The sequence below is a fragment of the Halorientalis brevis genome, from assembly GCF_042678165.1.
In the GTDB taxonomy this organism is placed as follows: Archaea; Halobacteriota; Halobacteria; order Halobacteriales; family Haloarculaceae; genus Halorientalis; species Halorientalis brevis.
This window is the reverse complement of record NZ_JBHUDJ010000003.1, coordinates 446746-460237: the sequence shown is the minus strand read 5'-3', so window position 1 is coordinate 460237 and position 13492 is coordinate 446746. Positions and strand designations below refer to the sequence as shown.

Genomic DNA, 13492 nt, shown 5'->3' with positions numbered 1-13492 from the left:
AGACATCACCGTAAGGGTTCCGCAGCCCCAGGACGAGACAGCAGTCACGAGAACCGGGCTACGTTCGCCAACACTGGGCGATTCGATACACATTTGTGCATCAGTAGAGACACACAACCCACTATGAGCAACGAGCAAGAGCGCAAAGCCGCCAGCGGTGAATTCGGTCAGTTCGGAGGGCGACACGTCCCCGAGCCGATGCAGGAACCGCTGGCACAGCTCGCCGCTGCGTTCGACGAGATCGTCGACACCGACGAGTTCCAGGAGGACTTCCGCGCAGTGCTGGAGCAGTTCGCCGGCCGTCCGACGCCGCTGTACCACGCCGAGCGGCTCTCCGAGGAGTACGGCGCCGAGATCTATCTGAAGCGCGAGGACCTGCTGCACGGCGGCGCCCACAAGATCAACAACGCTCTGGGACAGGCGCTGCTGGCGAAGAAGGCGGGCAAAGAACGTCTCATCGCCGAGACCGGCGCCGGTCAGCACGGCACGGCGACCGCGATGGTCGGCGCGCTGTTCGATCTGCAGACGGAGATCTACATGGGGAGAAAAGACGTCGAGCGCCAGAAGATGAACGTCTTCCGCATGCGCCTGATGGGCGCCGAGGTCAACCCCGTCACCCAGGGTGGCGAAGGGCTGGCCGACGCCGTCGACGCAGCGCTCGAGGACTTCATGGAGAACGTGGACGACACCCACTACATGGTCGGCTCGGTCGTCGGTCCCGACCCGTTCCCGCGGATGGTCCGGGAGTTCCAGTCGGTCATCGGCGAAGAGGCACGCGAGCAGATCCAGGACCAGATCGGCGGGCTTCCCGACGCCTGCGTCGCCTGCGTCGGCGGTGGCTCGAACGCGATCGGCCTGTTCCACGCCTTCCGCGACGACGACGTGGCCTTCTACGGCGGCGAAGGCGGCGGCGAGGGCGCGGAGTCGACTCGCCACGCGGCTCCGCTGGACGACGGCAAAGAAGACGTCATCCACGGCATGAAGACCCGGGTCATCGACGACGACACCGAGGTCCACTCCGTGTCCGCCGGGCTGGACTACCCCGGGGTCGGCCCAGAACACGCGATGTTCCGCGAACTCGGTCGCGCCGAGTACCGCGCGATCACCGACGAGGAGGCCCTCGAAGCCTTCCGCACGCTCTCGATGACTGAAGGCATCATCCCGGCACTGGAGACCGCCCACGGCCTCGCGATGGCAAAGCGAGTCGCCGAGGAGACCGACCACGAGACGATCGTCGTCAACCTCTCCGGGCGGGGCGACAAGGACATGGAAACTGCAGCCGAGCACTTCGACCTCGGGAACTGAAGCCGGCGAGATCGTTCTTGCCTATTCTCATCGCCGTGAGTTGACGAACCGGTCGAGGATGGCGTCGCTGCGTTCGGACTGAACGGGGCTGTCCGAACTGGGCAGGTCCGATCGAAAAGAATGGAGACGGCTGAAGACAGTGTGGGATTTTGGCGTTACTGCGGGGTGCCGCTGGTAGTCGTATTTCCGCCGTCCCCGTTGCCGTCGCCATCGAGCCACCAGTCTTCGTCTTCGAGCAGAGAGTCCTCTTCGTCCTCGCCGACGGGCGAGAAGTTGACCGTCACCAGCCGTGAGGCACCGAAGGGCGCCCATTCCTGTTCCATGGAGAACACTTCTGGTTGGGGATTGCCCTGCTGGGTGTCGCCCTCGGCGTCGACGACGTAGCCGGCTTGGTCGTCGTAATCGGGGACCTCAGCGTCCTCGGCCATGAAGAACTGCGCCCGCTGTCCGGTGTTGAGGTACCGGATCATCCGGGTGTTGTACTCCGACCAGTCGGCGTCTCTGACCTCCTGGACGTTGGGGTTCCACCGGATGACCGGGGAGGTGATGACGAACCGCGAGTTGGGGTTGAACTCGTCGGCGAACATGAGGGCCTTGTCCGATCCCCCGTCGACGACGTCGTCGTCCTGTGCGGCAGCCGACCCGACACCGGTCAGCGTCAGCCCTGCCGTGGTGAGCGCCCCGGTCTTGAGGACTGATCGACGCGACGAGTCACCCGTGAGAGTCTCTAAAAGGTTGTTTTTGTCTGTCATAAATTGCCTTCACCGCATGGACTCTTCGCCGCACAGACCGTTAAACGCGGACGACTGTTCAGCAGATAAGGACCTGCCAGCGGAAGGTAGCGCCGGATTATCTTCGAGACATGATTGGTTCGGTCGCGTCCCGGCTGTTTTCCTCCAGACCAATCATCGCTCTTGCATTGTTGGCCACCAGTATCGAGCGTGGTCTGTCAAGGCGTCGGAAGACAGTAAGACTGGCTTTCGATGCGGCTGACCCGGCCGAACCCGTCAGGTACTATTCGCTCCCCCGAGAACCCGCGCTTGCTATGACCGAAACCAGAGACGTCGTCGTCGTCGGCGGGGGTGTCGCAGGTCTCACGGCGGGCGTGTTCACCGCCCGTCACGGGCTGGACACGCTCGTCTACGACACCGACGAGTCGATCCTGAACCGAAACGCGCATCTGGAGAACGTCCCCGGTTTCCCGGCTGGCGTGAACGCCAAGCTCTACCTGGAGCTGCTCGGTGAGCAGGCAGCGCGCGCCGGCTGCGACCGCGAGACGGCCGAAGTCACGGAGGTCTCGGTCGACGACGAGGGGTTCATCGTCGAGACGGCCGACGGAGAGCAGGTCTGGGGCGACTACGTGATCGCTGCGACGAAGAACACGGTCGACTATCTCCGCGGGATCGACGGCATCGGGTTCGTCGACCGCGGGAAGACGTTCGTCGACTGCAACGAACAGGGGGAAACGGGCGTCGACGGCCTGTACGTCGCGGGTCGACTCGCCGAGAAACCGTATCAGACGATCATCTGTGCCGGCCACGGTGCCGAAGTCGCCGTGTCGCTCCTGGACGAGGACGACCGGCCGTTCTACCACGACTGGACGGCACCCGAAGGCTACTTTACGGGACGCGGGCGCGACGTGCCGCCGGGCTGTGAGGAGATCAGCGACGAGGAACGGCGCCAGCGCGAGCAGGAGTCACTCGACGTGATGAGCGAGTACTTCGCCGACCCACACCCCGAAGAGCCGACGCAGCACCCCAGCGTCGCCGACGACGAGTAGCGATCCGGAAGGTCGGCCTAGTTTCTTTTCGTTCGCAGTGGAACCTCCTGTGAGAGGGACCTACTATGGCCGACCTCCACCTCACGAGTCCGGCGTTCGGTGACGGCGAGCGGATTCCGGACCAGTACGGCTACACGGCGGCGAACGTCAATCCGCCGCTGACGATCGAGAACGTGCCCGAGGACGCCGAATCGCTCGCGCTGATCGTCGACGACCCGGACGCGATGGAGCCAGCGGGGAAGATCTGGGACCACTGGCTCGTCTGGAACGTCGACCCCGACACCGAGGCGTTGCCCGAAGGCTGGTCACCCGAAGAGACCGACGCAGTCGAGGGACAGAACGACTACGGGGAGCACGGCTACGGCGGTCCGAACCCCCCTGACCGCGAACACACCTACCGGTTCATGCTGTACGCGCTCGATACCAGGCTCGACCTGTCGGCGGCAGCCGACAAGGACGCGCTCCAGGACGCGATGACCGGGCACGTGATCGCAGACACGCGGCTCGAGGGCACGTACGCACCGTCGTAGCCGAAACCGAAAAGAAACGCGCCCACCCCCTCCGGGTACAGGCGCGGAAGTGGTCGAGTCGGTCGTCTATTTCGCGTACTCTTCGTGGGCGAACACGGCGTCGACCTTGCCGGCGTCCTCGGTCAGCAGCGTCGCTGCGTCGGAGTACTGCAGGACTTTCTGCATGTCGCCGTCGAGTTCGAACTTGCCGGACATGAGCCCGTCGACGGCACCGATGTTGCCGCGGATCAGTTCGACCCAGTTGTCGTAGGTGCCCGTGAGGACGAAGCCCTGATCGACTTCGTCTTCGGACTCGATGAGATAGGCTTCGGTACAGCCGCCGTCCTCGAGACCGACGAACGCCTGGCCGGTCCCGCCGTCGACGTACGTGTCGAGTTCGTCCTGCAGGTCGCCCGGCAGGGCGTCGACGTCGATCTGATCGATCGGCATGTCGGTCATCTTGAAGATGAAGTCACCGTTGAAGTCGACGCCCCAGCCCTCGGACTTGTCGGCGTACTCCTCGTCCTCGTTTACCTTGTTCTTGTACTCGTCGAACCACGCCTGACTCGGAAAGATGATTTCGTCAGTCATGACATCTCCACCTGTGAAGCGAATCATACTAAATCTTCCCTGATACATACGAGGTTGTTTAAAGTCCCAGTCCGGTTTGCATCCATAGGAATTTACCCCCAGCCGAAAGAAGAGAAGGACAATGCTTGACGGAGTGAACGTCGCGCTCGGGGTCTCTGGGTCCATCGCGGCAGTGAAGACGGTGGAACTCGCCCACGAGCTTCGTCGCCGCGGTGCAAACGTTCGGGGCGTCATGACAGACAGCGCACAGGGGATCATCCATCCCTGGGCGCTCGAGTTCGCCACCGACAATCCAGTGGTCACCGAGATCACCGGGAACGTCGAACACGTCGCGCTCTGCGGCCGCGACGAGTGGGCAGACGTCCTGCTCGTCGCCCCCGCCACGGCCAACACGGTCGGGAAGATCGCGGCCGCCGTCGACGACACGCCGGTGACGACCTGTGCCACGACGGCGCTGGGTGCAGGGCTGCCAGTCGTCGTCGCGCCCGCGATGCACGAACCGATGTACGACCACCCGGGCGTGCTCGAAGCCATCGAGACAGTCGAGTCCTGGGGCGTCGAGTTCGTCGACCCGCGCATCGAAGAGGAGAAGGCCAAGATCGCGACCGAAGACGCCATCGTAACCGCTGTGGCCCGTGCCGCGACCCCCCACCCACTCGCCGGCGAACACGTCGTCGTCACGAGCGGGGCGACGACCGAATCGGTCGATCCCGTCCGAACGCTCTCGAACCGCGCCTCGGGGCGAACCGGGCGCGCGGTCGCGAAGGCGTGTTTCGTCCGCGGCGCCGACGTGACCCTCGTCCACGACGCGGACAGATACGGCGACGAGCTCCACTATGCCACCGTCGAGGACGCAGAGAGCGCGGAAGAGATGATCGACGGCGTGCTCGCCCACGCCGAATCGACGGACGCTCTGATCTCGGCCGCGGCCATCTCCGATTACACCGTCGACGCCGCCCCCGAGAAGATCAAGTCCGGGCAGGACGTGACGCTCGAACTCTCGCCGACGCCGAAGCTCATCGACACCGTTCGCGAGGAACGGCCGGACCTCCCCATCGTCGGGTTCAAGGTCGAGACCGAGGGCGGCGAGGACGCGCTCGTCGACCGCGCTCGCGACACGCTGGAGCGCGTCGGTCTGTCGTTCGTCGTCGGCAATCACGCCGACGTGATGGGCGAGGCCGAAACGGAGGTGCTCTTGGTCCGGAGCGACAGCGTCGACGAATACGCCGGCAGCAAAGCGGGATTGGGCGCGCGGGTAGCCGACGAACTCGCGAGCGAGCTCGCCTGAGTTACAGCACCAGCACGAGCGCGAGGGTGAGTGCGACGACGACCAGCAGGATGCTGGTACCGAAGCCGGCTCGGATGTCGACGCGGTCGGACCCGCGGAGTCGGCCGGCGACTTCGTCCGGGTGTTCGACCGCGTGCACGGTCTGCTGTGCGAGTCCGACCACCGCTCGATCGACGGCAGCGTACAGTTCAGTGACGCCGACGACGAACCCGCGGGTGCCGTAGAAGACGCTGGGGTTGTACAGGCGGTCGAGGTCGGGCGCCAGCCCGATCTTGTGAAGCGGCGTTTTCAGCACGACGAACCCGACGATCCCGGCTGCGGCCAGGATGAAGCCTTCTGCGAGGTGGCTCGGCGTGAACGCGGTGTAGCTGAACGACCCGGGCAGGAGCGCGTACAGTGCCGGCGGGTAGAGCCCGTAGACGACACAGAGCGCCGCCACTGCAATCATCGCCGCGCTCTGGCCGACGTTGGCGTCCTTGACCATCCCGTCGTACTCGCCCTCGATGAAGACGTAGTAGCCCAGTTTGATGAACGAGAGGAACGTCCCGACGCCACCGGCCAGCAGCAGGTACCAGAGCACGTCCAGGTGCTTGTGGTGGGCAGCGACGATGACCATCCCCTTCGAGACGAAGCCGTTGAAGCCGGGGAAGCCCGCGATCGACAGCGCGGCGACGAAGAAGGTGATCGCGGTGATGGGCATCTTCCGAGCGAGGCCGCCGAGGTCGTCTAAGTCTTCCTTCCCAGTGCGGTAGATGACGACGCCGACGGTCATGAACAGCAGACTCTTGTAGAGGATGTGGTTGAACACGTGGCCGAACGCGCCGGCGGTCGCCAGCGCACCGCCGAGGCCGACGCCCGCGATCATGTACCCGACCTGGGACTGGATGTGATACGAGAGCAGCCGACGCATGTCGCTCTGGAGGAGCGCCATGCTCGCGCCGAAGACGGCCATCAGGCCGCCCATGTACGCGATGGCGATCTCGCCGTTCGGGAACGCGCGGTACATCCCGTAGACGCCGGTCTTCGTGGTGAAGACGCAGAGGTAGACGCTCGCCGCGAAGTGGGGGGCCGGATAGGTGTCGGGCAGCCAGGTGTGCAGGCCGACGAACCCGACGTTGACGCCGATGCCAACGGCTGCCAGCAGCGGGGCGACGGCCCCGGTCAGGCCGTCCGGCGACGCTGTGAAGAGGAACGACCCGACCTCGACGTAGTGCCAGACGATGGCGCCGAGCAGGAGCGTCCCACCGATGCCGTGGTAGATGGCGTACCGGAAGCCCGAGCGGACCGCCCGCCCGCCGTAGTACCAGACCAGCGCCGTGCTCGTGACGGCCATCAGCTCCCAGAAGAAGATCAGGGTGAGCCAGTCACCGCCGAAGACGGCTCCCAGACTGGTGCCGACGTAGCCCAGCGCGAAGGCCGTCTGGGGCGCGTCGGCCTCGCTGGCCCAGGAGTACAGCACCGCGACGGCACCGATGAACCCGAAGATCAGCCCCATCAGCCTGGAGAACGGGTCGACGTTGAACAGGATCGCGTCGAACCCGAACAGTTGCGCCGGCAGGAAGGCTCCCTCGGGGACGAGCCAGACGTACGGAACGACGGCGGCCGTCGCCAAGAGCCCCAGCGCGTGCCCGAGTTTGCGCCCGACGAACGGGAGCAAGACTGCTGCGAGCAAGACGGGCACGAACGGCGGAACAACGGGATCGACCATCAGACGGTCACCCCCGTCACGCCCGCGACGATGAGACGGACGATTCGCAGGAACACGGCCGCGTCGGGTGCGATTCCAAGCGCGATCGAGCCGGCGGCGGCGAACAGGATCGGCGCGAGCATGAACCACGTCGACTCGTCACCGCGCCAGCTCCGGTGTTCCCAGTCGAGCCTGTGGTCTGGCCCGTTTTCGTGGTGGAGTTGCTCGGCGGTTTCGATGTCGTCCTGGAGGCCCTGGCCCTCGTGGTCGGCCGCGTAGCCGTGGTCGTCTTTGTGTGGCTCGTCGCCGCCCTCGTCCGGCTTTCGACCGCCGTCGGTGGCGGCTTCCCGGGCGACCCGGCCGCCGAACACGCCGGAGACCAGCGGTTTCTGATCGGACTCGATCGGCGACTCGAAGAAGGCCGTGTAGACGACCGGCCAGAAGTACGCGATGTTCAGGATGCCCGAGAGCAGGAGCGCGCCGGCGAACACCGCCTGACCGGCGGAGATCGATCCGATGAGCAGGAAGTACTTGCTGACGAACCCGGCCGCCAGCGGGATCCCGGCCATCCCCATGGAGGCGACGGCAAAGGCGCTCATCGTCAGCGGCATTCGATGGCCGATGCCCGCCATGTTGCTGATGTCGTCGGTGTGGGTCTCGACGTGGAGCGCCCCTGCACAGAAGAACAGCGTGAGCTTCATGAACGCGTGAGCGGGGATGTGGAGCAGTCCGCCGACGAGCGAATACGGGGTGAGCACGGCGAGTCCGAGGACGATGTACGAGAGCTGGCTCACCGTCGAGAACGCCAGCCGGCGCTTCAAGTTGTCCTGTCGGAGCGCGATGACGCTGGCCACGGTGAGGGTGAACGCCGCGAGCGCAGCGAGCGGCAGCCCCATCCCCAGGTCACCGACCAGATCCGGACCGAACACGTCGAGGATAAGCCGGGCAATGCCGAACACGCCGGACTTGACGACGGCCACGGCGTGGAGCAGGCCCGAGACGGGCGTCGGCGCGACCATCGCGTCCGGGAGCCAGGAGTGCATCGGCATCAGCGCGGCCTTGACGCCGAACCCGCTCGCAAGCAGTGCGAACGCAACGCGGGCCAGCACGGGATCGGCGGTCGCGAGTTGCGCGATGCCGCCCGGCGTGAATGCGGTCGTGCCCGTCAGCCAGAACACGAGCACGGTGCCAGCGAACACCGCGACGCCGCCGCTGAACGTGTACGCGAGGTACTTCCGACCGGCCGCACGGGCCTCCTGCGTCTCGTCGTGTGCGACCAACGGGTAGGTCGCGACCGTCAGCAGCTCGTAGAACACGAAGATGACGATGAGGTTGCCTGCGAACGCGACGCCCACCGCCGAGGCGACGCTCGCCGCGAACGCCGCGAAGTAGCGCGTCTGATCGTGCTCGTCCAGTCCTCGCATGTACCCGATGGAGTAGAACGTCGTCACGAGCCAGAGGAGGCTAGCGAGCAACCCGAACAGGATGCCGAGCGGGTCGGCCCGGAGCGCGAACCGAATGCCGGGCAGAAACGTCCCGAAGTCGGTCACGTAGACGTTGCCGGCGAGCACGCCCGGCACCATGCTGGCGACGATACCGAGGTTGGTCACTGCCGCCAGCACCGACCAGGCCTCCCTGACGTTGGGTCGGTTCCCGGTCGCCAGGATGGGCACGATTGCGAGCGCCGACACGAGCACGGCCGCGATGGGGCGAATGGATGCGATGTCAGTCATGAGAGGAGTAGGTTCAGCGTCGGTTCGAGCAGTCGTCCGTACTCTACCACTGCGAGCCCCAGCGTCGCCGCGAGGACGGCCGCGACGAGCACTGCCAGGTACATCCCCGCCGTGACGCGGCCGCCGTCGGCCAGGACGGTGTCGCTGGTCGGCGACCCGGCGTCAGCCTCCGCGGCCGCCTCGTCCGACAGGGGCGTCGCCTCCCGGAAGTACATCCGCTCGATCAGGCGGACGAAGTACGCCAGGGTCAACAGCGTCGAGAGGAGGATGACCACCGCCAGCGGCCACACCTCCGCCTCGACGGCCCCGAGCGCGATGTACCACTTGCCGGCGAAGCCGACCATCGGCGGGACGCCGACCATCGCCAGCGAGAGCACCGCGAACGCCCCGGCTGCGACCGGCATCCGATCGCTGAGGCCCTCGTAGGCGGCGACGGTCCGTGCGCCCGTTCCCGTGGCGACGAGTCCCGCCGTGAGGAACAGGCCGCCCTTCATGATGGCGTGCCCGACGAGGTGGACGGCGGCGCCGATGAGCGCCGTCTCGTTGGTCACCGAGAGCGCCGCGAGCACGAGCCCGAACTGCGACACCGACGAGTACGCGAGCATCCGTTTGATCTCGGTCTGTGCGACCGCGAGCGCGCTGCCGGCGACGATGCTGACTATCGCGCCGGCGATCATGAGATCGCGGGCCAGCGGGTTCGCCGCCAGGAACTCCACCGTGAAGACGTCGAGCGTGATCCGCGCGAGCGCGTATGCAGCGACCGTCGAAACCAGTGCGGCGATGAGCGCGCTGACGCTGTCCGGCGAGCCGGCGTAGGCTTCCGGCTGCCAGGTGTGCAGCGGGAAGACGGCGACCTTGATGAACAGGCCGACGACGATGAACGCGAAGGCCGTCTGGACCAGCGTCGAGGTGTAGCCGACCGCTGCCAGTCCCGTCGAGAGATCGGCCATGTTGAGCGTCCCCGTCCCGATGTAGGCGTACCCGACGCCGAGCAGGAACAGCGACGCCCCGACGGTCCCGACGATGAGGTACTTCAGTGCCGCGACCGCCGACCGGCCCGACTCTCCGCTGGCGACCACTGCATAGGCCGCGAGCCCCGTGATTTCGAGGAAGACGTACATGTTGAACACGTCCCCGGTGATGCTCATGCCGGTGAGACCGGCGACCAGGAGCGCGTACATCGTGTAGAACGCGTTCGAGCGCGGGCCAGCAGCGTGCGCGTAGGCCAGCACGCCGAGTGCGACTGCGGCGATCAGCACGATCATCGACGCGGAGAGGCCGTCGATGACGAGTTCGATGCCGTACGTGTCCTCGAATCCACCGACCACGTACTGGATTCGGCCAGCGGTAAACACGCGGTACGCCAGCAGCCCTGCCAGTCCAGCCTGGCCGGCCATCCCGACGACGGCGACCGGCCAGCCAGACTCAGAGCGCACGAGGCCGGCCAGGAACGCGACGACGGCCGTCAGGATCGGCAACGCGATCAGGAAGGGGGCAAGATCACTCATCGGCACGCACCTCCTCCAGCACGTCCGTTTCGAGCGTCCCGTACTCCCCGTAGATGCGGACGATGAGGCCGAGCGCGACGGCGGTCAGGCTCACACCGACGACGATAGCGGTGAGAATGAGCACGTGCGGGAGCGGACTGACGTACGGTCCCTCGCCGTGGATGACCGGGTTTTTCGCCCCGTCGATGTAGGCAGAGGCGATGAAAAACAGGAAGATCCCCGTCTGGAAGACGTTCATGCCGATGACTTTCTTGACGAGGTTCTTGCTAGCGATCATGATGTAGGTGCCGATACCCAGCAGGAGGAAGGTCGCGAGATAGTAGCTCCGTGAAGCGATGATGTCGATCATAGCAGTCCCTCCGAGTCCTCGGATTCGGCCTCTGGCGCCCGAGAGACGCCGGCCGCGATGGCGAAGAACAGGCCGACGACGACGCCCGAGACGATGACGCCGATAGCGATTTCGAAGAGTTCGATCCCGTACTTGCTCGCGTGATGGATGGGGTACGCGTGGTAGTCGAGGAACCGGCCGCCGAGCGCGACTGATCCCATCGCGATGAGCAAGATTACGCTCACGCCGATCCCCATGACCGCGACAATGGTCGCCGGGTCGACCCAGTCACGCGTCGGCTCGATCCCGAACGCGATAGCGACCATGAGGATGACCGTGCTGACGATGACGCCGCCCTGGAAGCCACCGCCGGCCGAGTCCGCACCGTGGAACATGATGAACAGGCCGAACGTGAGCACGAACGGCGCGACGACGCGTACCGTCGCCATGATGATCGGGCTCTCGACGTAGAGGCGCTCTGCGGCCTCGGTCTCGTCTGCGTCACTCATGCGAACTCCTCCTTTTGCAGCACGACCAGCAGGCCGACACCAGCGGCAAAGACCACCACGGCTTCACCGAGCGTGTCGAAGCCACGGTACGCAGCCAACACCGCCGTCACGGCGTTCTCGACGCCGGTCTCGTCGTAGGCATTGCCGAGGTAGTACTCGGTGACTTCCGACGTGGCGACCGGCGTCTCGGCCGATCCGACGGGCGGGAGTGCACCGAGCGTCGATGCGAGCACCCCGACCAGCAGGACCGCGACGAGGAGCCCTCGCCAGTCGATCGGTTCGATAATTCGCTCTCCAGGCGGTCTGACCGTCTTCGTGATCGTCAGCAGGAAGAGGACGGTCGTCACTCCCGCACCGACGGCCGCCTCCGTCAGTCCCACGTCGGGCGCGCGGAGGAACACCCAGATTATCGAGATGCCCAGGCTGTACGCGGCAAAGGCGATGATCGCTCCGAGCACGTCGCGAAGCACCGCAGTCGCGAGGGCGCTCGCGAGCACGAGTGCCAACATCACGAGGACCAGCGTATTGCTCACGACTGGTCACCTCCGCCATCGCTCGTCCAGGGCTCGATTCCTTGCTCGGTGGCTGCCCGGGCGATAGCGTGGGCGGCCGTGGGGTTCGTGATGAACAGGAACACCAGGAGCAGGACCGTTTTGACCGTCGGCAGTCCCGCGTCGAACACGATAGCGACGGCCGCCAACGTGAGTCCCGCACCGAGCGTGTCCGTCTTCGACGCCGCATGAGCGCGCGTGTAGAGGTCAGGCAACCGAAGTAGGCCGATCGCCGCGACGAGCCCGAAGAAGGCGCCGCCTGCGAGCAGTACCACGACCGTTCCGTCTGTGATCGACACCATCTACATGACACCTCCGCGTTCGACGGTGAACTTCGAGATGGCGATGCTCATCAGGAAGTTCAACAGCGCGTACACGAGCGCGATGTCCAGGACGCCGGGGTCGTCGGTCGCGGCGCCGAGGAGCGCGATGATGACGACCGTGTTCGTCCCGACGACGTTGACCGCGATGACGCGGTCCTGCATCGTGGGCCCCCGGAAGATCCGGTAGATGATGACGAGCGAGAAGCCGACGAACACCCCGACGGTCGCGAACAGCGCGTCGGTGACCAGCGTCACGACTCGTCACCCCCGGCCTCGCCTCGCTCTTTGGGACTCGGGATTCGCGCGGCGACGCGTCCGTAGAAGACGAACCGGACGGCCCGCTCTAGCGAACCGGAGAACAGGTCGTCACGCGCCCCGGGCGTGAGCGTGTGTACGGTGAAGTTCTGTCGGTTGACGTCGACCGTGAGCGTTCCCGGCGTGAGGGTGATACTGTTTGCGAGCGTCGTCACTGGGATGGCAGACCAGACGGCGGCGTCGAACTCGACCATCTCCGGGTCGATGGGGAGCTTGGGATGCAACACGACGTAGGCGATCTGGAAGTTCGCCAGGACGATCTCCCAGAGGAGGTACGGCGCGTAGACGACCATGCGGGCGAGTCGCACGAGCAGTCGGTCGGGCCGCACCGGCCCCGTAAACGAGATGTGCCACAGGACCGTCGCGACGACGAGTCCGGATATCGCGCCGGTCACGAGATCGAAGACGGCGAGCGAGCCCCCGACGAGGAGATAGAAGCCGTACGAGAGCGTGGCGAGGAGGAGAAATTGACCCACCCCCGCTCCGCGGACCAATCGAGGGCGCTTCGTCGGCCGCTCGACGGGCGCCTGGAGTGCCTCGAACCCCGCCTGTTCGAGTTCAGACTGGAGTGGCGGCAACAGCGGCGTCGTTCCCGACGGATTGAACTCGGGATCGAGCACCACTGTCCGGAGGTCCTCTCGATCTGCGTACCGCGTCAAGACGTCTGCGTAATCGCCAGGACTGAAGAGATACACGTCGAGCCCGACGACCGCCGTTTCGATGTCCACGGCACCTTCGTCGTCGCCGATGTCGTCCCGTGCCCAGACTTCGACGCGCTCCAGGAGTTCCTCGGCGTCTGCAGTGTCTTCATCACTGGCCGATTGTCGGGAAAACGGGTAGACGAAGTGAACGACCGGCCGTTGGACGTCTAGTTCGACGGCGTGGCGGACGGCGTACGCGACGGTGTTGCGGAGGGTGACCGACTCGCTTATCGGCACCATCAGTCGCCCGCTCGTCATCCTGTCTCACCCATCGAGACCCGTGACCGAGTGGTCCAAACGAGTGCAGGCCCTCGGAACCTGGCAATATTCACTGTTATCCTTCGCGTTGGAGGCATCCAATCAA

15 protein-coding genes are annotated in these 13492 nt (G+C 65.6%); 4 read left to right on the top strand and 11 right to left on the bottom strand.

The window, feature by feature from the left end; all coding sequences use genetic code 11:
* The first annotated feature begins 123 nt into the window (after positions 1–123).
* Positions 124–1305 (top strand): tryptophan synthase subunit beta, encoded by a 1182-nt coding sequence (gene trpB, locus ACFR9U_RS09455; protein WP_247374440.1) that lies wholly within the window; start codon positions 124–126, stop codon positions 1303–1305.
* A 155-nt stretch (positions 1306–1460) separates the two neighbouring features.
* On the opposite strand, the gene ACFR9U_RS09450 is transcribed toward trpB, so the two are convergent.
* Positions 1461–2057: a twin-arginine translocation signal domain-containing protein gene (locus tag ACFR9U_RS09450; protein ID WP_247374444.1), complete on the bottom strand. Its 597-nt coding sequence runs from the start codon at positions 2055–2057 to the stop codon at positions 1461–1463.
* Positions 2058–2350: 293 nt separating this feature from the next.
* On the opposite strand from ACFR9U_RS09450, the gene ACFR9U_RS09445 reads away from it, so the two are divergent.
* Both ACFR9U_RS09445 and ACFR9U_RS09440 read left to right on the top strand, forming a co-directional pair.
* Positions 2351–3085 carry an FAD-binding protein gene (locus ACFR9U_RS09445; RefSeq protein ID WP_247374449.1) on the top strand — a complete coding sequence of 245 codons (735 nt, stop codon included), beginning with the start codon at positions 2351–2353 and terminating at the stop codon, positions 3083–3085.
* Positions 3086–3150: 65 nt separating this feature from the next.
* Positions 3151–3615 carry a YbhB/YbcL family Raf kinase inhibitor-like protein gene (locus tag ACFR9U_RS09440; RefSeq protein ID WP_247374452.1) on the top strand — a complete coding sequence of 155 codons (465 nt, stop codon included), beginning with the start codon at positions 3151–3153 and terminating at the stop codon, positions 3613–3615.
* 66 nt (positions 3616–3681) lie between these two features.
* Here ACFR9U_RS09440 and ACFR9U_RS09435 read toward each other — a convergent pair whose 3' ends face one another.
* A complete protein-coding gene (locus ACFR9U_RS09435; RefSeq protein WP_247374454.1) occupies positions 3682–4185 on the bottom strand; it encodes an SCP2 sterol-binding domain-containing protein in 504 nt (167 codons plus the stop codon).
* Between the two features lie 121 nt (positions 4186–4306).
* On the opposite strand from ACFR9U_RS09435, the gene coaBC reads away from it, so the two are divergent.
* Complete coding sequence (gene coaBC, locus ACFR9U_RS09430; protein ID WP_247374474.1) at positions 4307–5473, top strand: bifunctional phosphopantothenoylcysteine decarboxylase/phosphopantothenate--cysteine ligase CoaBC; 1167 nt, start codon at positions 4307–4309, stop codon at positions 5471–5473.
* Position 5474: 1 nt separating this feature from the next.
* Here coaBC and ACFR9U_RS09425 read toward each other — a convergent pair whose 3' ends face one another.
* From ACFR9U_RS09425 to ACFR9U_RS09385, 9 genes are read right to left on the bottom strand one after another with little or no spacing between them, the layout of a single operon-like run.
* Positions 5475–7181, bottom strand: coding sequence for a Na(+)/H(+) antiporter subunit D (locus tag ACFR9U_RS09425; protein WP_247374478.1), 1707 nt, complete (start codon positions 7179–7181; stop codon positions 5475–5477).
* Entirely contained in the window at positions 7181–8893 is a 1713-nt protein-coding gene (locus ACFR9U_RS09420) for a cation:proton antiporter (RefSeq protein WP_247374481.1), read from the bottom strand. Before ACFR9U_RS09420 ends, ACFR9U_RS09425 begins: the two co-directional genes overlap by 1 nt.
* Positions 8890–10401, bottom strand: coding sequence for a monovalent cation/H+ antiporter subunit D family protein (locus tag ACFR9U_RS09415; RefSeq protein ID WP_247374485.1), 1512 nt, complete (start codon positions 10399–10401; stop codon positions 8890–8892). The genes ACFR9U_RS09420 and ACFR9U_RS09415 overlap by 4 nt, the downstream gene beginning before the upstream one ends.
* Positions 10394–10750 carry a cation:proton antiporter subunit C gene (locus tag ACFR9U_RS09410; RefSeq protein WP_247374488.1) on the bottom strand — a complete coding sequence of 119 codons (357 nt, stop codon included), beginning with the start codon at positions 10748–10750 and terminating at the stop codon, positions 10394–10396. The genes ACFR9U_RS09415 and ACFR9U_RS09410 overlap by 8 nt, the downstream gene beginning before the upstream one ends.
* Positions 10747–11238, bottom strand: coding sequence for an MnhB domain-containing protein (locus ACFR9U_RS09405; protein WP_247374524.1), 492 nt, complete (start codon positions 11236–11238; stop codon positions 10747–10749). Before ACFR9U_RS09405 ends, ACFR9U_RS09410 begins: the two co-directional genes overlap by 4 nt.
* A complete protein-coding gene (locus tag ACFR9U_RS09400; RefSeq protein WP_247374527.1) occupies positions 11235–11771 on the bottom strand; it encodes a DUF4040 domain-containing protein in 537 nt (178 codons plus the stop codon). Before ACFR9U_RS09400 ends, ACFR9U_RS09405 begins: the two co-directional genes overlap by 4 nt.
* The gene (gene mnhG / locus ACFR9U_RS09395) at positions 11768–12091 is read right to left on the bottom strand and encodes a monovalent cation/H(+) antiporter subunit G (RefSeq protein WP_247374529.1); all 324 of its coding nucleotides are present in this window, start codon (positions 12089–12091) and stop codon (positions 11768–11770) included. The genes ACFR9U_RS09400 and mnhG overlap by 4 nt, the downstream gene beginning before the upstream one ends.
* Positions 12092–12367: a cation:proton antiporter gene (locus tag ACFR9U_RS09390; protein WP_247374549.1), complete on the bottom strand. Its 276-nt coding sequence runs from the start codon at positions 12365–12367 to the stop codon at positions 12092–12094.
* Complete coding sequence (locus tag ACFR9U_RS09385) at positions 12364–13386, bottom strand: monovalent cation/H+ antiporter subunit E (RefSeq protein ID WP_247374551.1); 1023 nt, start codon at positions 13384–13386, stop codon at positions 12364–12366. Before ACFR9U_RS09385 ends, ACFR9U_RS09390 begins: the two co-directional genes overlap by 4 nt.
* Positions 13387–13492 lie beyond the last annotated feature (106 nt).

Excerpts from the sequence above, each read along its gene's own strand:
- trpB (WP_247374440.1), top strand. The coding sequence starts at position 124 with ATGAGCAACGAGCAAGAGCGCAAAGCCGCCAGCGGTGAATTCGGTCAG.
- ACFR9U_RS09450 (WP_247374444.1), bottom strand. The coding sequence starts at position 2,057 with ATGACAGACAAAAACAACCTTTTAGAGACTCTCACGGGTGACTCGTCG.
- ACFR9U_RS09445 (WP_247374449.1), top strand. The coding sequence starts at position 2,351 with ATGACCGAAACCAGAGACGTCGTCGTCGTCGGCGGGGGTGTCGCAGGT.
- ACFR9U_RS09440 (WP_247374452.1), top strand. The coding sequence starts at position 3,151 with ATGGCCGACCTCCACCTCACGAGTCCGGCGTTCGGTGACGGCGAGCGG.
- ACFR9U_RS09435 (WP_247374454.1), bottom strand. The coding sequence starts at position 4,185 with ATGACTGACGAAATCATCTTTCCGAGTCAGGCGTGGTTCGACGAGTAC.
- coaBC (WP_247374474.1), top strand. The coding sequence starts at position 4,307 with ATGCTTGACGGAGTGAACGTCGCGCTCGGGGTCTCTGGGTCCATCGCG.
- ACFR9U_RS09425 (WP_247374478.1), bottom strand. The coding sequence starts at position 7,181 with ATGGTCGATCCCGTTGTTCCGCCGTTCGTGCCCGTCTTGCTCGCAGCA.
- ACFR9U_RS09420 (WP_247374481.1), bottom strand. The coding sequence starts at position 8,893 with ATGACTGACATCGCATCCATTCGCCCCATCGCGGCCGTGCTCGTGTCG.
- ACFR9U_RS09415 (WP_247374485.1), bottom strand. The coding sequence starts at position 10,401 with ATGAGTGATCTTGCCCCCTTCCTGATCGCGTTGCCGATCCTGACGGCC.
- ACFR9U_RS09410 (WP_247374488.1), bottom strand. The coding sequence starts at position 10,750 with ATGATCGACATCATCGCTTCACGGAGCTACTATCTCGCGACCTTCCTC.
- ACFR9U_RS09405 (WP_247374524.1), bottom strand. The coding sequence starts at position 11,238 with ATGAGTGACGCAGACGAGACCGAGGCCGCAGAGCGCCTCTACGTCGAG.
- mnhG (WP_247374529.1), bottom strand. The coding sequence starts at position 12,091 with ATGGTGTCGATCACAGACGGAACGGTCGTGGTACTGCTCGCAGGCGGC.
- ACFR9U_RS09385 (WP_247374551.1), bottom strand. The coding sequence starts at position 13,386 with ATGACGAGCGGGCGACTGATGGTGCCGATAAGCGAGTCGGTCACCCTC.